The sequence below is a fragment of the Pseudomonas sp. S3_C06 genome, assembly GCF_054667675.1.
The window spans coordinates 3,508,636-3,526,602 of record NZ_CP162747.1 but is presented as its reverse complement, the minus strand read 5'-3'; the positions used below and the strand labels follow the sequence as shown (position 1 = coordinate 3,526,602).

The following is a 17,967-nucleotide window of genomic DNA, read 5'->3' as shown; positions in this document are numbered from 1 at the left end:
TTGATGAGGTCTGTCCATGAATCCTGCCATCGCAACTGCCCTGACCAACCCCGGTGCGCCGATGAAAGTGCGCGGCGTGCAGAAACGCTTCGGCGCGTTCACCGCACTGGATAACGTCTCCCTCGACGTCGCCGCCGGTGAACTGGTGTGCCTGCTCGGCCCGTCGGGCTGCGGCAAAACCACCTTGCTGCGCTGCATCGCCGGTCTGGAAAAACAGGACAGCGGCGAGCTGTACCTCGGTGACCGCGACGTCTCACACCTCGCCCCGCAAGCCCGCGACTACGGGATTCTGTTCCAGTCCTACGCACTGTTCCCCAATCTGAGCGTCGAGGCGAATATTGCCTACGGCCTCGCTGGCAGCGGTCGCGATGAAGTGCGCCAGCGCGTCGGACAGATGCTGGAACTGGTCGGCCTCACTGGCAGCGAGAAAAAGTACCCCGGCCAATTGTCCGGCGGCCAACAGCAACGTGTAGCGCTGGCCCGCGCTCTGGCGCCGGCACCGTCGCTGCTGTTGCTCGATGAACCGATGTCGGCCCTCGACGCCCGGGTCCGCGAGCATCTGTGCACCGAGCTGCGCCAACTGCAACGCAACCTCGGCATCACCACCCTGATGGTCACGCACAATCAGGACGAAGCCATGCTGATGGCCGACCGCATCGCGGTGATGAACAACGGCCGCGTCGAGCAGTACGCCACCCCGCAGGAAATCTACAACCGCCCGGCCACGCCGTTCGTGGCCGAGTTTGTCGGCCAGGGCAACTGGTTGCCGTTCCAACGCAGCAGCGACACTCACGCGCAGGTCGGCGGGATGAACCTGCGCCTCAGTGACGGCAGCGTTCAGCGCGCCTCCGGCCGTTTGTTCTGCCGTCCGGAAGCGATCAACGTCAATCCGCTGGTACACGAAGAAAACCTGTTCCCGGCCAAAGTCCGCGAGATCACCTTCCTCGGCAACCGCTGCCGCATGAGTTTCGAACTCGATCAACTGCCGGGCCACGCACTGCTCGCCGAACTCGCCCCGGAAGCCATGCCGCGCCTCGGCGCCCAGCAGATCATGGTCGCCTTGCCGCCGCGCAGTCTGCAGGTGTTTGCCTGATGAACAGCAACCTCGCGCTGCCGCTACCGCACAAGCAGGTGCGACAGTCTTCGAAAGCCGAGATCGGCGACCGTATTTTTGTCGTCGGCGGCAAAGTCCTTCTGCTGCTGTTACTCGGCGTCGCGGTATTGCTGCCGTTGCTGGCGATCTTTTGGCGCGGCTTCAGCAGTGAAGCCGGGCAGGGCGGTGGCTGGCTCGCGGCGAAGGAACTGGTGAGCAGCGAGAATTTCCACTGGCTGCTTGGCAACAGTCTGAAAGTATCCCTCAGCGTGGCGGCCATCGTCGTACCGCTGGCTTACCTGTTTGCCTACGCGCTGCAACGCACGTTGATTCCGGCGAAAGGCATCTGGCGCGGCATTTCGTTGTTGCCGCTGATGGCACCGTCGATGTTGCCGGGGATTGCGCTGGTCTATCTGTTCGGCAACCAGGGCATGTTGCGCGGGCTGCTCTCGGACAACATTTATGGGTTCTGGGGGATTGTGCTGGGTGAGGTGATTTACACCTTTCCCCATGCGCTGATGATTTTGCTCTCGGCATTGTCGCTGGCCGATGCGCGATTGTTCGATGCCGCGTCGAGTATGGGCGCCAGCCCGGCCAAGGCGTTTCGCAGCATCACCTGGCCGGCGACTCGGCAGGCCGCATTCGCTGCATTCTGTCTGGTGTTCACCCTGACCATCACCGATTTCGGTGTGCCGGTGGTGGTCGGTGGCGACTATCAAGTGCTGGCGCTGGAGGCCTACAAAGCCGTGGTCGGCCAACAACAATTCGGTCGCGGCGCATTGATCGGCATGGTGCTGTTGCTGCCGGCGCTGTTCAGCTTCGGCGTTGATGCCTGGCTGCGTCGGCGTCACGGCGACTCCATGAGCGGGCGTGCGCAGGTGTTCAAACCGGCGCCGTCGAAACTGCGCGACGGCTGTTACCTGACGATTGTCTTGCTGATCAGCGCCGCGTTGATTCTGGTGTTCGGCATGGCGGTGTTCTCGTCGCTGGTGAAGTTCTGGCCGTACAACCTGTCGCTGTCGCTCAACCACTATCAGTTCAACGAAACCGCTGGCGGTGGCTGGCTGGCTTACAGCAACAGTTTGAAAATGGCCTTGGGCACGGCGTTGATCGGCAGTGTGTTGATCTTCACCGGCGCTTATCTGATGGAGAAAACCCGCACTCAGCGCGGCCTCAACCTCGCGTTGCGCATGCTCAGTTTCGTGCCGATGGCGGTGCCAGGACTGGTGCTTGGTCTCGGTTATGTTTTCTTCTTCAACCTCACGGGTAACCCGCTGCATGTGCTCTACGGGACGATGACGCTGTTGATCGTCTGCACCATCGCGCACTACCTGACCACCGCACAAATGACCGCGACCACCGCATTGCGCCAACTCGACGCCGAGTTCGAAGCCGCCGCGCTGTCGCTCAAAGCGCCGCTGTACCGCCACTACCTGCGCGTCACCGTGCCGATCTCGCCTACCGGCGCTGCTCGATATCGTGCGCTACCTGTTCGTCTCGGCGATGACCACGGTGTCGGCGGCGATCTTCCTCTACAGCCCCGACACCATCCTCGCGGCGGTCGCGGTGCTGAACATGGATGACGCCGGCAACGTCGGCGGCGCGGCGGCGATGTCGACCCTGATTCTGTTCACCTCGGCGGGCGTGTCCTTGCTGCTGGCGTGGGCTTCGCGCGGCTTGCTGCGCCGTTCTCAAGCCTGGCGGCAAACCGCGCCCGGTCACTGATTCAACTCACTTACAGGAAAACGATCATGTTCAAGCCTATGGCCCTGGCCGCAGCTGTGCTCGCTACTTTCAGCCTGAATGCCTTCGCGGCAAAAACCGAGTTGACGGTGTACACCGCCCTCGAAGCCGAGCAACTGAAGTCCTACAAAGAAGCCTTTGAAAAGGCCAACCCGGACGTCGAGATCAAATGGGTGCGTGATTCCACCGGGATCATCACCGCCAAACTGCTCGCCGAAAAGGCCCGTCCACAGGCTGACGCGGTGTGGGGCCTGGCTGCTTCGAGCCTGGCGATTCTCGACCAGCAAGGCATGCTGCAAAGCTACGCGCCGAAGGATCTCGGCAAGATCGGCGCGAACTACCGCGACGCCGCGAACCCGCCCGCGTGGGTCGGCATGGACGTCTGGGCCGCGACGATTTGCTTCAACACCGTTGAGGCTGAGAAGCAGGGCCTGACCAAACCCGTGAGCTGGCAGGATCTGACCAAGCCTGAGTACAAAGGCAAGATCGTCATGCCCAACCCGGCGTCGTCCGGCACCGGTTTCCTCGACGTCAGCGCCTGGCTGCAAACCTTTGGCGAGAAGCAGGGCTGGGCCTACATGGACGGTCTGCACCAGAACATCGGCCAGTACGTTCACTCCGGTTCCAAGCCTTGCAAGTTAGCAGCGGCGGGCGAGTTCCCGATCGGGATTTCCTTTGAATACCCGGCGGTACAGCTGAAGCGTCAGGGCGCGCCGCTGGACATCATCCTGCCGAAGGAAGGTCTGGGTTGGGAGATCGAAGCGACTGCCGTGATCAAAGGCACGCCGCATGAAGAAGCGGCGAAGAAACTGGCTGACTTCTCGGCGAGTGCCGAGGCGATGGATCTGTACAAGGAGAACTTCGCTGTTCTTGCCCAGCCAGGGATCGCCAAGCCGCAGACCGAATTGCCGGCGGATTACGAGCAGCGTCTGATCAAGAATGACTTTGCCTGGGCCTCGAAGAATCGCGACGAGATTCTGACCGAGTGGCGCAAGCGTTATGACGGCAAGTCCGAGAAAGTCGCCGCCAAGTAACCGTTGCCGATCGTTCCCACGCTCCGCGTGGGAATGAATCCCGTGACGCTCCGCGTCACTATGGACGCAGAGCGTCCTTGGCTGCATTCCCACGCGGAGCGTGGGAACGATCATTGAGGTAGCCTCATGACACAACACCAAGACCTGCTCGTCGTAGGCGCCGGCATTCTGGGCCTATCGCACGCCTACGCCGCCGCCAAACGCGGTCTCAAGGTCGCCGTTTTCGAACGCACTGCCACGCCCCTCGGCGCCTCGGTGCGCAACTTCGGCCAGGCGCTGGTCACTGGCCAACCACCTGGCCAAATGCTCGAGCTGGCCAAGGCCAGCCGCGAGATCTGGGGCGACTGGGCGCAACTCGCCGGTCTGCAAATCAAGCGCAACGGTTCCTACCTGTTCGCCCGTACTGAAGCCGAAGAACATCTGCTCGAAGCCTTCTGTAACGGTCGCGCCGTGGAGCACGGTTACAACATCCAGTTGCTGCGCGGCGCTGCTTTGCGCGATCTGTATCACGGCCAGTTCAGCCACCACCGCGCCGCCCTCCACGGCATCGACGATCAACAGCTGTACTCACGCGAAGCAATCCCGGCGCTGATCGATTACTTGCGCCGCGACCTCGGTGTCGAGTTTCACTTTTCGACGCTGGTGCGCGACGTCGAACCCGGACGCCTGCACAGCACCGCCGGCAGTTTCACCGCGAAGCAGATTATCGTCTGCTCCGGCCACGATTATCAGACCTTGCTCGCCGAGCCGATCGCCGCCCTCGATCCGCAAATCTGCCGTCTGCAAATGCTCCGCGCCAAACCTGCGACCGAGCTGAATCTGCAACACGCCTTGCTCACCGGTTTGAGTTGCGTGCACTACGGCGCCTTCGCCGATCTGCCGGAAGCAGCGGCGGTGCAGGCGCAGATCCTGCGCGAGCAACCGCACTTGCACGACAACGGCATTCACCTGCTGATCAGCCCGACGCCGTACGGCGAGCTGATCATCGGCGACTCGCACCATTACGGCAGCGACCCTTCACCGTTCAACGCCGAGCAAGTGGATAACTGGATGATCGAGCTGGCCGAGCAGACGCTGGGCTGCAAGGTGCAAGTGGTCGAGCGCTGGCAGGGCGTCTATGGTTCTCGAGGACCGGGGCCGTTTTCGTTGCTGCGCCCGGCAGCGGGGTTGAGTGTGGCGCTGATGCACACCGGCGTCGGCATGAGCGTCGGCCCGGCGATGGCCGAGCGCAACGTTGCGCAGTTGCTGGAGGAAATTTGATGACAGGTCATGAGCAAGTCGTTGCGCGGGTATTCGGGCTGTACGAACGCTTCGGCACCAGCGATTACATCGGCGAGCCGGTGTCACAGATTGAGCACATGTCCCAGGCTGCCGAACTGGCGATGGCTGAGGGCTTTGACGATGAAGTGGTGTTGGCGGCGTTCTTTCATGACATCGGCCATTTGTGTGCCGAGGGCGCGGAGAATATGGGCGGTTATGGCGTGCTCAGCCATGAACGCCTGGGCGCGGATTATTTGCGTGAAGCCGGTTTCAGCGAGCGCTTGGCACAGCTGGTGGAATATCACGTGCAGGCCAAGCGGTATCTGACGTTGCGTGAGCCGGGGTATTTTGATCGGCTGAGTGAGGCGAGCCGGCGAACGCTGGCGTATCAGGGTGGGGTGATGACCGAGGTGGAGGCGGATGTGTTTGAGCGCGATCCGTTGTGTGCGGTCAGCCTGCGGATGCGGCAGTGGGATGAGTTGGCCAAGGAGCGCGCGGTGCCGGTGATGGATCTTGGGGTTTTGAAGCGTAAGGCTGCGAGATTGTTGTCTACTGTGTGATTGTCGCCCTCACCCCAGCCCTCTCCCGGAGGGAGAGGGAGCCTACGGAGTTGTTCTCAGGTGATACATCGACCTGAAATATCCAGCCGAACTCAGGTTTTGAAAAGCCTGGAGATCTGCTCCCTTCCCCCTCTACCCCTTGGGGGAGAGGGCGGGGGTGAGGGGGTAGCGATCTAAAGCTCAAGCACCCGATCAACCAACGCCTCAATCTGCTCCTGCCGTTCCGCCTGATTCAACTTCGCCTGCGGATTGAGCGACGACCACTGCGGATGCGCCCGCGCCTTGCTCAGCGCTTCAGGCAACTTGCCCTCACGCCAGGTTTTGTCTTGCGGCGTGGCCACCTGAACCGCATCCATCGCCGCATGCCCGCGCTGATCCAGCGCCAACACCAGTTGCCGCTGACGCAACGCCAACAACCGCAGTACTCCGTCATCCACCGTCAGCTCACGCTGCCCTTTGATCTTGCCCAGCAAGCGACTGCCATAACTGCGCGCCGTCTGCAGCGCACCGCCAGCAATCGCCCCAGCCAGTGCCGCCGCGCCGAGGGTAATCCCGCCAACCAGCAAATCCACACCAGCCCCCGCTGCCGCACCAGCAGCAATACCGCCGCCCACGCGTACGCCGAGTTGCTTCAAGGTTTCCGGGTTGAACAGGTCATCACCCCAGCGTCCATCGAGCAACGGCAAATCACTCGCCGCGGCATCCTGTGGTCGGAACGCGTACAGCTTGAGCAACGCCTCAACACACTTCTGCTCGCGCTGGCGCACAGCCTTGCGCAATTCGCTGATGGCTTGCTGCTCCTGCTCCGCCTCGCTGACCACACTGCGTCGGCACGCGGCGCAGTCGATCAGCAACTCAGCAATCAAGCGCGCCGCACTTTGCTGACGCGCGAGGCGCTGAGCCTGTTGATCGGCAATCAGCCGCTCCAATTGCGGTCGAGCATTTTCCAGCAGCAACGCGAGACTTTCATACAGCCGGCGCTCGCCATCCTCGGGCGGCGCGACGCTGTCGAAACGCACCAGCGCATGCAGCCCGAGCCGCGCCAATGCCTCGCGCCAATCCGGTTCGCGATGGTTGGCGCTGCTGACGAAATTCAGTACCGGCAGCAACGGTTTGCCGCAACTGGCGAGCACTTCCAGTTCATCGCGATACTTGGCCAGCACCGGTTCGCGCGCATCGATCACGTATAAACCGGCGTCGGAGGCGAGCAATTGCCGCAGCACTTTGGCCTCCTGCTCAAAGCGCTGGCGAGCCTCGCTGCCGTCGAGGAACCGCGCCAGCCGCGCCGGGCCATCGAGGCGTTCGCCGGGGCGTTCCAGGCGTTCGAGAAAATCCAGCAGGGCGATGGCATCTTCCAGTCCCGGCGTGTCGTAGAGGTCGAGCAACGGTTCGCCGTCCACCGACAACCGCGCGCCCTCGACATGCCGGGTAGTGCTCGGGCGATGGGACACTTCGCCAAAACCCACGTCGCGGGTCAGCGTGCGCAGCAGCGAGGTTTTGCCGACGTTAGTGTGGCCGACCACCGCGAGTTTCAGCGGCGCTTTCCAGGCATCAGTCATGACCCGTCTCCAACCAGTTCAACGGCGCGCAATCGGCGAACGGCAACTCCAGTTGTTGCAGCGCAACGTGCCAGTCGCCGAGGCGTTCGGCATCCAGTTCGTCGCCCGGCGGTGCTTGCAGCAGCCAGACACGGGTTTCGCCGGCGCTGCGCGCCAGTTCGGCGATCAAGGCGAGGCTGCCGCGATCCGGCGAGCGCCGTGGGTCGCAGGCAATGGCCAGACGTGCCGGTGGAAAACGGCTGAGTTGTTCGAGGAGTTTGTGCCGCGATTCTCGGCTGTCGAGGATGCCGGCGTTACTGACATTTTTCGGCAGCGCGGGTGGCCATGGACGTTGTTCGTCGAGTTCGATGGCGACCAGCAACGCGCCTTCGCTGGCGAGTTCGCCGACGCTGCTTTCGACGCGATGCAACTGCGCAGGCTCCGGGTCGTTGACGCCGAGGCGTTCGCTGGTCGGCATCAGACGTTCGCGCAGCTGCGCGTAGCCGGGCAGGTTCAGCTCCAGGCGCAAGCGATCACGCCCGCGTTTCCAGCGCCAACGGCAGAACAGCATCAGCAGCAGGCGGGGGAGCACGCCATAGATCAGCACCGCGCCGACCAGCCATATCGCCCACATCTGGCGAACCAGCACGCGGTTGTAATCGGTGTCCAGCGTTACGCGAATCATGTCCACGCTCGGCGCACTCCAGCCCAGCGCATGGGGAATAACCGTCAACGCATCAGTCAGTGCCGCGAAGAAGTCAGCGCCAAGCAGCGTGCTTTCCCAGATGAAGTCATATTGCCGGGTGGCCATCATCAATATCAGCATGCTCAGCGCGCTGAACATGATCAGCAACCACAGGCCATTGACCAGCGAGCCAATCGCCCAGCGATTGAGTTTGTGGCGTTGCAGCAGGACCAGTAATGCGGGGGGTAATTGCGCGGCTTTGGCGTCCCGGGCAAATTTCTCGCTGAGCCACAGCCACAATCTGCCAAGCGCTGCCGCGTGTTCGCCAGCGAATAGCAGGCCGAATGCCCAGCTCAGCAGCAGGATCAGATTGACCCCGAGCAACGTGCCCAGCGCCCAGAAAATGTTTACCGCTCGCGTACCGTCGCCGAGCGCAGAAAATGCCATGCCCGCCCCGGTGACGCAGGCCAGCAGCGCCATCAGCAGCAACGCCAGACGCGCGCCTTGCAGCCAGTGTTTCAGAGCATTGGTCAGCCCGTCGCGCTCGGCCAGCCAGAGCGCCCGGCGCTGAATGCGGCTCGGCAGATCACCGCCGGCGGTGCGGGCCAGACGATTGGCTTCCAGATCATCCAATGGGCCTGCGTGTTCTTCGCGCAGGCGCACGGTTTCGGTGAGCCAGAGGTTTTGCAGTGGAGTCAGTTCAGTCACGCAGCGTCCCGTCGCTTAATTGAGCGCTGAGCATAACCGCTGTGGCGCTTATCGGGGTAAGCGCGGCTCTGGTATCCTCGCCGGCATGACTAAATCACTCCCCCTCAGCCTGATCGCAGCCCTCGGTGAAAACCGCGTGATCGGCGTCGACAACAGCATGCCCTGGCACCTGCCGGGGGACTTCAAATACTTCAAGGCTACCACCTTGGGCAAGCCGATCATCATGGGTCGCAAGACCTGGGATTCGCTCGGTCGACCGTTGCCGGGGCGCTTGAACATCGTGGTCAGCCGTCAGGCCGGTCTGGTGCTCGAAGGTGCCGAGGTTTATCCGTCGCTGGAAGCTGCCGTGGTTCGCGCCGAGGAATGGGCGAAGGAGCAGGGCGTTGATGAGCTGATGCTGATTGGCGGCGCGCAGTTGTACGCGCAAGGGCTGGCGCAGGCGGATCGTCTGTATCTGACTCGCGTGGCGCTGAGCCCGGAAGGGGATGCGTGGTTTCCGGAGTTTGATTTGCAGCAGTGGAAGCTGGTGTCGAATGTGTCGAATCCGGCTGAGGGCGACAAGCCTGCGTACAACTTTGAGATTTGGGAAAAAGCCTAAAAGCATCGCGAGCAGGCTCACTCCTACAGGGGGAACGCATTCCAATTGTAGGAGTGAGCCTGCTCGCGATAGCGGTCTGTCAGGCGCTACTTAAGCCTGAGCCAACTCCGCATGCTCATCGGCATCCAGCAGCTCTTTATCCGTCTGCTGCATCACCTGACTGGTAATCGCACCGGCCGTAATCGAACCACTCACGTTCAACGCCGTGCGGCCCATATCAATCAGCGGCTCAACCGAAATCAGCAACGCCACCAGTGACACCGGCAAACCCATCGCGGGCAGCACGATCAGCGCCGCGAACGTCGCGCCGCCACCCACACCGGCCACGCCCGCCGAACTCAAGGTCACAATCGCCACCAACGTCGCGATCCACAGTGGATCCAGCGGGTTGATGCCCACGGTTGGCGCAACCATCACCGCCAACATCGCCGGATACAGACCCGCGCAGCCGTTCTGGCCGATGGTCGCACCGAACGACGCGGCAAAACTTGCCACCGATTGCGGAATGCCCAGACGACGGGTCTGCGCTTCAATGCTCAGCGGAATGCTCGCGGCGCTGGAGCGGCTGGTGAACGCGAACGTCAGCACCGGCCAGATCTTGCGGAAGAAACGCAGCGGGTTGATCCCGGCGGCCGACACCAGTACGCCGTGCACGACGAACATCAGGCCCAGACCGAGGTACGACACCACGACAAAACTGCCGAGCTTGATGATGTCTTGCAGGTTGGAGCCGGCGACCACTTTGGTCATCAGCGCCAACACGCCGTAAGGGGTCAGCTTCATCACCAGACGTACCAGACGCATCACCCAGGCTTGCAGGGTGTCGATGGCGTTGATCACTTTCTGACCTTTCTCGACGTCATCCTTGAGCAGTTGCAGCGCCGCAACCCCCAGGAACGCAGCGAAAATCACCACGCTGATGATCGAGGTCGGCTTGGCCCGCGCCAGATCGGCAAACGGGTTTTGCGGGATGAAAGACAGCAGCAGTTGCGGCACATTCAGGTCGGCAACTTTGCCGGCGTAGTCAGTCTGAATGGTTTGCAGACGGGCCATTTCCTGAGTGCCAGCGACCAGACCTTCGGCAGTGAGGCCGAACAGGTTGGTCAGGCCGATGCCTATCAGCGCGGCAATCGCGGTGGTGAACAGCAGGGTGCCGATGGTCAGGAAACTGATCTTGCCCAGCGACGAAGCATTGTGCAGGCGCGCCACTGCGCTGAGGATCGAGGCGAACACCAGCGGGATAACGATCATTTGCAGCAACTGTACGTAGCCGTTGCCGACCAGATCGAACCAGCCGATCGAGGCTTTCAGCACCGGGTTGCCGGCACCGTAAAGGGTGTGCAGGGCCACGCCGAACGCGACGCCCATCGCCAGCGCGAGCAGGACTTTTTTCGCCAGACTCCACGTGGTGTGGCGGGTTTGCGCCAGACCGAAGAGCAGGGCGAGGAACACCAGCAGGTTGAGAATCAACGGTAGATTCATGAGAACTCCAGAAAGACTTTGCCAACAGCCTTCCGGGGCTGCTGCGAACCGGCAAGCCTAACAGCTTGATTTGCAATGATTTAATACCGAAATCTTAGGGCGTCCGTCGTTTTTGGAATAAGCCCGTGTCGCTCTCGGCAATGCATCTGGCGCAATAGGGACGTGGGCGGTCGCTGACAGGCGAGGACTGTCACACATATTTGTTAGCGTCGATCTCTTTGAATCAGGGAGAAGAGGCTTATGAAGTTCGCACCGAAATTTCTGGCTGTCGCACTGACGGTGGGCATGGGCCTGGCTACTCAGGCGTTCGCTACTGACCTGAAACACTGGCCGGCCGATCAGGCCAAGGCGCTGGATGCGATGATCGCCGCCAATGCCAACAAGGGTAACTACGCGGTGTTCGACATGGACAACACCAGTTACCGCTACGACCTCGAAGAGTCGTTGTTGCCGTTCATGGAAAACAAGGGCCTGATCACCCGCGACAAACTCGATCCTTCCCTGAAACTGATGCCGTTCAAGGACACCGCCGACCACAAGGAAAGCCTGTTCAGTTATTACTACCGCCTCTGCGAAGTCGACGACATGGTCTGCTATCCGTGGGTGGCGCAGGTGTTCTCCGGTTTCACCCTCAAGGAACTCAAAGGCTACGTCGATGAGCTGATGGCTTCAGGCAAACCGGTGCCGGCGACTTATTACGAAGGCGATGTGGTGAAGAAACTCGACGTCAATCCGCCGAAGATCTTCACCGGCCAGCAGGAGCTGTACAACAAGCTGATGGAGAACGGCATCGAGGTCTACGTGATGACCGCCGCCTCTGAAGAGCTGGTGCGCATGGTCGCGGCGGATCCGAAGTACGGCTACAACGTCAAACCGCAGAACGTCATCGGCGTAACCACGCTGCTGAAGAACCGCGAAACCAACGAACTGACCACCGCACGCAAACAGATCACCGCCGGCAAATATGACGAGAAGGCCAACCTCGGCCTTGAGCTGACGCCGTACCTGTGGACGCCGGCGACGTGGATGGCCGGCAAGCACGCGGCGATTCTCACCTACATCGATGAATGGAAAAAACCGGTACTGGTTGGCGGCGATACCCCGACCAGCGATGGTTACATGCTGTTCCACGATGTCGACGTGGCCAAGGGCGGGATTCACTTGTGGGTTAACCGCAAGGACAAGTACATGGCGCAGATCAACGGCATGATGGCCAAGCACGCGGCGGCGCAGGCGAAAGAAGGGTTGCCGGTGACGGCGGACAAGAACTGGGTGATCGTCAAACCTGAGGAAATTCAGTAAGCCACACCGATCCAATGTGGGAGCGAGCCTGCTCGCGAAAGCGTAGTGTCAGTCACCATCTCTGTTTCTGATATACCGTATTCGCGAGCAGGCTCGCTCCCACAGTTTGATCTGCTGTGACTTTGGGATTTCGCTCAGACACAAAAATGCCCCGCACTCAGGCGGGGCATTCTTTTATTCGACGCTTAAGGCTTACAGCCCGTCGAGCATCGCTTTGTTACGCACAGCACCTTTGTCGGCACTGGTCGCCAGCAGGGCGTAGGCCTTGAGGGCAGTGGTCACTTTACGTGGACGCACTTCCACAGGTTTCCAGCCCTTTTTGTCCTGCTCAGCACGGCGTGCGGCCAGTTCTTCGTCGCTGACCAACAGGTTGATCGAGCGGTTCGGAATGTCGATCAGCACTTTGTCGCCGTCCTGCACCAGACCGATCGCGCCACCGGCGGCGGCTTCTGGCGAAGCGTGGCCGATGGACAGACCCGAAGTACCGCCGGAGAAACGTCCGTCGGTGAGCAGCGCGCAGGCTTTGCCCAGGCCTTTGGATTTCAGGTACGACGTCGGGTAAAGCATTTCCTGCATGCCCGGGCCGCCTTTCGGGCCTTCGTAGCGAATGATGACGATGTCGCCAGCCTTCACTTCGTCAGCGAGGATGCCGCGTACGGCGCTGTCCTGGCTTTCAAAGATCTTCGCGTTGCCTTCGAAGACGTGGATCGATTCGTCGACACCGGCGGTTTTCACCACGCAGCCATCGAGCGCGATGTTGCCGTACAGCACGGCCAGGCCACCTTCTTGCGAATAGGCGTGTTCGAAACTGCGGATACAGCCGTTTTCACGGTCGTCATCGAGGGTTTCCCAACGGGTCGACTGGCTGAACGCCGTCTGCGTCGGGATACCGGCAGGGCCGGCCTTGAAGAAGTGATGCACCGCTTCATCGGTGGTCTGGGTGATGTCCCACTTGGCGATGGCTTCTTCCATGCTGCGGCTGTGCACGGTCGGCAGGTCGGTGTGCAGCAAGCCGCCACGGGCCAGCGAACCGAGGATGCTGAAGATGCCGCCGGCGCGGTGTACGTCTTCCATGTGGTACTTCTGGATGTTCGGCGCAACTTTGCACAGTTGCGGAACAGTGCGCGAAAGACGATCGATGTCGCGCAGGTCGAAATCGATTTCCGCCTCTTGGGCAGCAGCGAGCAAGTGCAGGATGGTGTTGGTCGAACCGCCCATGGCGATGTCGAGCATCATCGCGTTCTCGAACGCTTTGAAGTTGGCGATGTTGCGCGGCAGCACCGATTCGTCGTTCTCGCCGTAGTAGCGTTTGCACAGTTCGACGATGGTACGGCCGGCCTGCAGGAACAGTTGTTCGCGATCGCTGTGGGTGGCGAGGGTCGAACCGTTGCCCGGCAGTGCCAGACCCAGTGCTTCGGTCAGGCAGTTCATCGAGTTGGCGGTGAACATGCCGGAGCACGAACCGCAGGTCGGGCAGGCGCTGCGCTCGTACTCAGCGACTTTCTCGTCAGAAGCGCTTTCGTCGGCGGCGATCACCATGGCGTCGACAAGGTCGAGGCCGTGGGACGCGAGTTTGGTCTTGCCGGCTTCCATCGGGCCGCCGGAAACGAAGATCACCGGAATGTTCAGGCGCAAGGCAGCCATCAACATGCCCGGGGTGATCTTGTCGCAGTTGGAAATGCAGACAATGGCGTCAGCACAGTGGGCGTTGACCATGTACTCGACGGAGTCGGCGATGATCTCGCGGCTCGGCAGCGAGTACAGCATGCCGTCGTGGCCCATGGCGATGCCGTCATCCACGGCGATGGTGTTGAATTCTTTCGCTACACCGCCGGCGCGTTCGATTTCGCGGGCGACCAGTTGGCCCAGATCCTTCAGGTGCACGTGGCCCGGTACGAACTGGGTGAACGAGTTGGCAATGGCGATGATCGGCTTTTTGAAGTCGTCATCTTTCATCCCCGTGGCGCGCCACAGTGCGCGGGCACCGGCCATGTTGCGGCCGTGGGTGGATGTTTTCGAGCGGTAATCTGGCATGGAGCACTCCGGGCGGCTAATCACTTACTAATCAGGTGCAAAAGGGGAGTGAGCTTCTATTGACGTCTGGAACACTCAGAAATGGCCGTGTGTCCGTGATGTTGCCGATGACGTTGCGGGATCGCCGCTGGTCTCAGCCTGAGCTCATAAACCCGCCGGGGGATGAATGGCGATGAATCAGCCGATTCTACACCGCTGGCGTCTGGAGGGAATGGCGCAAAGCGTTGTTCCAGCGCAGACGGTGTATATGGAATGACGGCCGGCAGGTTTAATCACCACCGGACTGCACTGCGGCATTGGCTTCATGCTCTCTGGCGCGACGGCTGAGCTTGTTGTTGAGTACCAGCGCTATCGTGCTCAGCAGCACAAAACTGTAGCCCAGCGTTGATTGCAGATTGACCGGGCTGAGGCTGATCAACGCGCTGATAAGTCCGCCACAAATAAAGATGATCGTGCTGCCCGCCGAGGCCGAAGTCCCGGCGTTTTCAGGAAACAGGCCCATGGCCCGCGAGGTGGCGGCGGGTCGTGCAATGGTGGTGCCCGCGGTGCAGATCAGCATCGGGATCAGCACGGTGGCCGGGGCCAATGCATGGTTGGCCGACAGGTATAGCATCGCCATTCCCGACAGCAGTATCAGGCTCAGTCCGGCGAAGATTTGCTGAACCGGTGTAATGCGTCGATTCAATACGGCCGCGAGGATGCCGCCGACAACATAGGCAGCACCGTAAACCAGCAGAATCAATGAAAAGTCATAAGGCGCGAGTTGCAGTTGATCCATGAAGATCAGCGGCGAAATAACGATGAACGAGAAGTGGCAGGCAAATGCAAACGCCGAGATCAGCCAGTAGCCGACAAATTCGAAATCCCCCAGTACCCGTCGGTACGACTGGATGAAACCGAGTCGCGCAGCATTGTAGGTTGGACGGCTGTTGTGCAAAAACAGCCAGGCCTTGATCAGCACCATGGCGGACAACGCAGTAAACACCCAGAAGCTGCCGCGCCAGCCGAGTGTGGCTTGCAGAAAGGTCCCGGCCAGCGGCGACACCGAGATGAAAATCCCGGTAGCCGTGACCATCAGGATACGCAAACGGTCGCGCTCCTCGCCTTCGAACAGATCCTGTACCAGCGCCTGGGACAGCACGAAGCAGCCACAGCCCAAGGCCTGCATCACCCGGAATACAAGGAATAGCGTGTAATCGGAGGTCATGACGCAACCGAGCGCTCCCAGCATCGACACGCTCATGCCGGCGAGTAACAAGCCTTTGCGCCCGATCACGTCCGAGAGCGGGCCGATCAGGAGCTGGGCAAATGCGATCCCCACGGCGAACAGGCTGATGGACAGTGCGATATCCGCCGGTGAGCTGCGAAAGTGTGCCGCCAATGCTGGAAATGAAGGCAGCAGGACATCCAGTGGAAACACGCCTAGCAGCACCATGGCCAGCAACAGGCTGACAGCAGCGCGGCGCTGCGTTGTGGTTACCACGGATTTTCCTTTATCCATCGATCAGTCCTGCCTTGGCAAAAAGTTTCTGGTTATGAGGAAGTGCGAAAAAACCGGCCTTGCGCAGTGCGTCCAGCGTTGCAATGGAGCCTGATCGTGCGCGTGCACGATTGGCGTGCGCCGTTGCCATGCCGCCGATGATGTCCCTCACATCGCTGTCGGCAATGCCTGCTCCTCGCAAACTCTGTTGCAGCCAGTGTTCGTCGACCTCGAAAAAAATCCCGATGATCTCCAGCAGTGTTTTGCTGACAAACAGGCGCTGGCGGCTGTTCATGGACAGCCAGAAGTAATGGAACACCTCGGCGAAGTAACGACTGTGGCGGGCTTCATCAGTCAGGTGGTCGCGCAGCATGTCGCTTACGCTGGACACCAGGCTGTCGCGACAGACGTCCAGCAGCTCCCGGGCGATGATGGTCTCCGAGACGAAACCGAGCAGAAACCATGCCAGTGGTCGATTCTTCTCCGGTGTGCGAGCGATCAATGCGTTAAGGCGGGTGATGCGCTTTGGAATCGCCGGACGTCCGGTGATCCCGTAAAAGCTGGCGATCTGCTCAGCGAGTCGATTGGAGAACAGTGCGTGGTAACCCTCGTCGGTGTAGAGCTGCAGCGCCGCGTGTTTCATTGCCAGAGGCACGTAGATGGGCAGCTCACGGTGCACGATGACTTCCACGGCACGATTGACGATGCGGTGTTCGAGCAGAGTGGTGTAATCGAGAAAGTGCACCAGGTGGTTGGCTGACAGCCGGTGCAGCACATCACGCCCGGCGGCTTGAATGACCGGATGTGCCAGGTAGGGCAGAAACGCAGGTGGAAACCAGTGGCGGGTTTGCAGTTGCAGCGGCACATCGTCGGGCAATTGATAATCATGGGTACTGCTGCGCACGGAAGCACGGCTCGCCCAATCGCCCAAGGTGAATTTGAGTGCCCATGACACTGGCGCTTCATCCGGGTCCGCAATTGACTGGCTCATGCCTGCCCCTCGCGCAACAGTTCGCGCATCTCACTGCACATCACCTGTCCATCGCTTTCTCCGCAGCCAACAAAAAACAGTGGTTGTTCAGCGCTACCCTCGAGATTGAGGAGTGCTTCGACCTGACGGTCGGCAAATGCCCCGGTCAGCCAGGTGTTGAGGCCCAGTGCCGTGGCGACCAGTTGAAAGGTTTGCGACAGGTGGCCGGCTTCAACGAAGGCCATGCGGTAGGCCCGCGAGTGTTCATATTTCCACCAGAGCCGGTCAAAACGGGCGGTGATGAACAACCCCAGTGGCAGGTTGTTGATGAAGTGTTGGCCGCCGAGCAATTGGCCCAGGGCGGGTTCAGGCAACGAATTGACCCGGCTCAGGGAATGATCGACCGGATGGTAGGCATAAATGCCGGGCTCCAGGTCAACAACATTCCGGGCCAGCAAGAAGCCTTCGCAGGCGTTCAGGCCTCCACCGGAAGGGCTGCTTCGACGAGCACCAAGGCCTGTGGCGATGCTGTCGTCGCAATCCTGTTCGCGTTCGTGCAGATAGCCGAGAGAAAGATAGAGCAGAGTGCCGACGTCATTGAGCGTCATCGCTGCACCGGTGTAGCTGCGACAGGTTTTTCGCTTTAGCAGTGCACTTTTCAGGCTGTCATTACCCAACGCGCACGGAGCAGGCAGGGCAATGCGTTGCTCAGGTTCAAGCTGCGGGCAGTCGTTTGCGGGAGGTGGAGTGGCCAATACCTCGTTGCAGTGCGCCAGATATTGTCTGGCCCACTCATGGATGTTCTGGGGAATATGTTCACAGGGAATATTTTGCGTGCCGATATGATAAATCTTTGACAGTTCGTCCCAGCCCCATTCTGGAGTGTCTATTTTTGAAACGGTTAGTATGTCCGCGTTTAATAGGTGTATGTCTATTATGTTGTCGGTGTCGAAGAGGTCTGGCTTGTTTATTAGTTGGGCGAGGCGAGAGGCGTAGTTCAGGTCAAGCTCGTGTTGAGTATGGTTTTTATAGTTCCATACAATTTGTCCGGGCGAACGCGGCAATATAAATAGATAAGGATTGATGTGCATGTGGGTCGATTCACTCTGGATAAAGTCAAAAGGACGCCGGGTTGCCGGCACTCCCCGGCGTCCTGACTCACTTAACGGGCTTTGGACGCAACCAGAAAAGCCAGGTTTGCGATTTTTTTACTTTCCAGAGAAATACTTTTCATGATGTGAACTCCTTGTTCGTTGATAGTTGAAGTCACCTCGTGGCGACAACTTCATAATAGTTTGTAATGGATTATTGGCAAGAGGATATTAGGTAGGAAATTTCCAGTAATTTTGTCGGAGCAGTCTTTAGTCGGAAATAAACTTGTAGGGAAAGTTTCAGCAATTAAAAGACGTAAGGAAATATCCTGCACGTTAACGCGAAAATAATTGTAGGAAGTGTTGGGGAATAACGAAGAGGCAGGGCC

13 protein-coding genes and 1 pseudogene are annotated in these 17,967 nt (G+C 60.2%); 7 read left to right on the top strand and 7 right to left on the bottom strand.

What is annotated here, in order from left to right:
- Window positions 1-16: 16 nt before the first annotated feature.
- The 5 genes and pseudogenes from AB4N44_RS15690 to AB4N44_RS15670 all read left to right on the top strand — a co-directional run bounded on the left by AB4N44_RS15690 (window position 17) and on the right by AB4N44_RS15670 (window position 5,690).
- Window positions 17-1,093 carry a putative 2-aminoethylphosphonate ABC transporter ATP-binding protein gene (locus tag AB4N44_RS15690; RefSeq protein WP_460108500.1) on the top strand — a complete coding sequence of 359 codons (1,077 nt, stop codon included), beginning with the start codon at window positions 17-19 and terminating at the stop codon, window positions 1,091-1,093.
- Window positions 1,093-2,818: pseudogene (locus tag AB4N44_RS15685) on the top strand (putative 2-aminoethylphosphonate ABC transporter permease subunit). Before AB4N44_RS15690 ends, AB4N44_RS15685 begins: the two are co-directional and overlap by 1 nt.
- A 26-nt stretch (window positions 2,819-2,844) precedes the next feature.
- On the top strand, window positions 2,845-3,870 hold the full coding sequence (locus AB4N44_RS15680) for a putative 2-aminoethylphosphonate ABC transporter substrate-binding protein (protein WP_007912988.1): 1,026 nt from the start codon (window positions 2,845-2,847) through the stop codon (window positions 3,868-3,870).
- A gap of 126 nt (window positions 3,871-3,996) precedes the next feature.
- Window positions 3,997-5,130, top strand: coding sequence for a TIGR03364 family FAD-dependent oxidoreductase (locus AB4N44_RS15675; RefSeq protein ID WP_460108503.1), 1,134 nt, complete (start codon window positions 3,997-3,999; stop codon window positions 5,128-5,130).
- Complete coding sequence (locus AB4N44_RS15670; RefSeq protein WP_460108505.1) at window positions 5,130-5,690, top strand: phosphonate degradation HD-domain oxygenase; 561 nt, start codon at window positions 5,130-5,132, stop codon at window positions 5,688-5,690. The genes AB4N44_RS15675 and AB4N44_RS15670 overlap by 1 nt, the downstream gene beginning before the upstream one ends.
- Before the next feature lie 173 nt (window positions 5,691-5,863).
- Here the strand turns inward: AB4N44_RS15670 and AB4N44_RS15665 are convergent, their stop codons facing one another.
- Entirely contained in the window at window positions 5,864-7,249 is a 1,386-nt protein-coding gene (locus tag AB4N44_RS15665) for a GTPase/DUF3482 domain-containing protein (RefSeq protein WP_093429806.1), read from the bottom strand.
- The gene (locus AB4N44_RS15660; protein ID WP_460108507.1) at window positions 7,242-8,621 is read right to left on the bottom strand and encodes a DUF2868 domain-containing protein; all 1,380 of its coding nucleotides are present in this window, start codon (window positions 8,619-8,621) and stop codon (window positions 7,242-7,244) included. Before AB4N44_RS15660 ends, AB4N44_RS15665 begins: the two co-directional genes overlap by 8 nt.
- A gap of 85 nt (window positions 8,622-8,706) precedes the next feature.
- Between AB4N44_RS15660 and AB4N44_RS15655 the strand changes: the two genes are divergently transcribed.
- Window positions 8,707-9,219 (top strand): dihydrofolate reductase, encoded by a 513-nt coding sequence (locus AB4N44_RS15655; protein WP_460108509.1) that lies wholly within the window; start codon window positions 8,707-8,709, stop codon window positions 9,217-9,219.
- Between the two features lie 90 nt (window positions 9,220-9,309).
- Here AB4N44_RS15655 and AB4N44_RS15650 read toward each other — a convergent pair whose 3' ends face one another.
- Complete coding sequence (locus tag AB4N44_RS15650; protein ID WP_150749771.1) at window positions 9,310-10,701, bottom strand: L-cystine transporter; 1,392 nt, start codon at window positions 10,699-10,701, stop codon at window positions 9,310-9,312.
- A gap of 240 nt (window positions 10,702-10,941) precedes the next feature.
- Here AB4N44_RS15650 and AB4N44_RS15645 point away from each other — a divergent pair, with 240 nt between their 5' ends.
- Complete coding sequence (locus AB4N44_RS15645) at window positions 10,942-12,003, top strand: HAD family hydrolase (protein ID WP_150749770.1); 1,062 nt, start codon at window positions 10,942-10,944, stop codon at window positions 12,001-12,003.
- A 192-nt stretch (window positions 12,004-12,195) separates the two neighbouring features.
- Here AB4N44_RS15645 and ilvD read toward each other — a convergent pair whose 3' ends face one another.
- The 4 genes from ilvD to AB4N44_RS15625 all read right to left on the bottom strand — a co-directional run bounded on the left by ilvD (window position 12,196) and on the right by AB4N44_RS15625 (window position 17,578).
- On the bottom strand, window positions 12,196-14,037 hold the full coding sequence (gene ilvD / locus AB4N44_RS15640; RefSeq protein WP_077574927.1) for a dihydroxy-acid dehydratase: 1,842 nt from the start codon (window positions 14,035-14,037) through the stop codon (window positions 12,196-12,198).
- Between the two features lie 268 nt (window positions 14,038-14,305).
- Window positions 14,306-15,538 (bottom strand): multidrug effflux MFS transporter, encoded by a 1,233-nt coding sequence (locus AB4N44_RS15635; RefSeq protein ID WP_316917271.1) that lies wholly within the window; start codon window positions 15,536-15,538, stop codon window positions 14,306-14,308.
- The gene (locus AB4N44_RS15630; RefSeq protein WP_460108511.1) at window positions 15,531-16,508 is read right to left on the bottom strand and encodes a diiron oxygenase; all 978 of its coding nucleotides are present in this window, start codon (window positions 16,506-16,508) and stop codon (window positions 15,531-15,533) included. The genes AB4N44_RS15635 and AB4N44_RS15630 overlap by 8 nt, the downstream gene beginning before the upstream one ends.
- A complete protein-coding gene (locus AB4N44_RS15625) occupies window positions 16,505-17,578 on the bottom strand; it encodes a SagB family peptide dehydrogenase (protein WP_460108512.1) in 1,074 nt (357 codons plus the stop codon). Before AB4N44_RS15625 ends, AB4N44_RS15630 begins: the two co-directional genes overlap by 4 nt.
- Window positions 17,579-17,967: the final 389 nt, after the last annotated feature.

Excerpts from the sequence above, each read along its gene's own strand:
- AB4N44_RS15690 (WP_460108500.1), top strand. The coding sequence starts at position 17 with ATGAATCCTGCCATCGCAACTGCCCTGACCAACCCCGGTGCGCCGATG.
- AB4N44_RS15680 (WP_007912988.1), top strand. The coding sequence starts at position 2,845 with ATGTTCAAGCCTATGGCCCTGGCCGCAGCTGTGCTCGCTACTTTCAGC.
- AB4N44_RS15675 (WP_460108503.1), top strand. The coding sequence starts at position 3,997 with ATGACACAACACCAAGACCTGCTCGTCGTAGGCGCCGGCATTCTGGGC.
- AB4N44_RS15670 (WP_460108505.1), top strand. The coding sequence starts at position 5,130 with ATGACAGGTCATGAGCAAGTCGTTGCGCGGGTATTCGGGCTGTACGAA.
- AB4N44_RS15665 (WP_093429806.1), bottom strand. The coding sequence starts at position 7,249 with ATGACTGATGCCTGGAAAGCGCCGCTGAAACTCGCGGTGGTCGGCCAC.
- AB4N44_RS15655 (WP_460108509.1), top strand. The coding sequence starts at position 8,707 with ATGACTAAATCACTCCCCCTCAGCCTGATCGCAGCCCTCGGTGAAAAC.
- AB4N44_RS15650 (WP_150749771.1), bottom strand. The coding sequence starts at position 10,701 with ATGAATCTACCGTTGATTCTCAACCTGCTGGTGTTCCTCGCCCTGCTC.
- AB4N44_RS15645 (WP_150749770.1), top strand. The coding sequence starts at position 10,942 with ATGAAGTTCGCACCGAAATTTCTGGCTGTCGCACTGACGGTGGGCATG.
- ilvD (WP_077574927.1), bottom strand. The coding sequence starts at position 14,037 with ATGCCAGATTACCGCTCGAAAACATCCACCCACGGCCGCAACATGGCC.
- AB4N44_RS15635 (WP_316917271.1), bottom strand. The coding sequence starts at position 15,538 with ATGGATAAAGGAAAATCCGTGGTAACCACAACGCAGCGCCGCGCTGCT.
- AB4N44_RS15630 (WP_460108511.1), bottom strand. The coding sequence starts at position 16,508 with ATGAGCCAGTCAATTGCGGACCCGGATGAAGCGCCAGTGTCATGGGCA.
- AB4N44_RS15625 (WP_460108512.1), bottom strand. The coding sequence starts at position 17,578 with ATGCACATCAATCCTTATCTATTTATATTGCCGCGTTCGCCCGGACAA.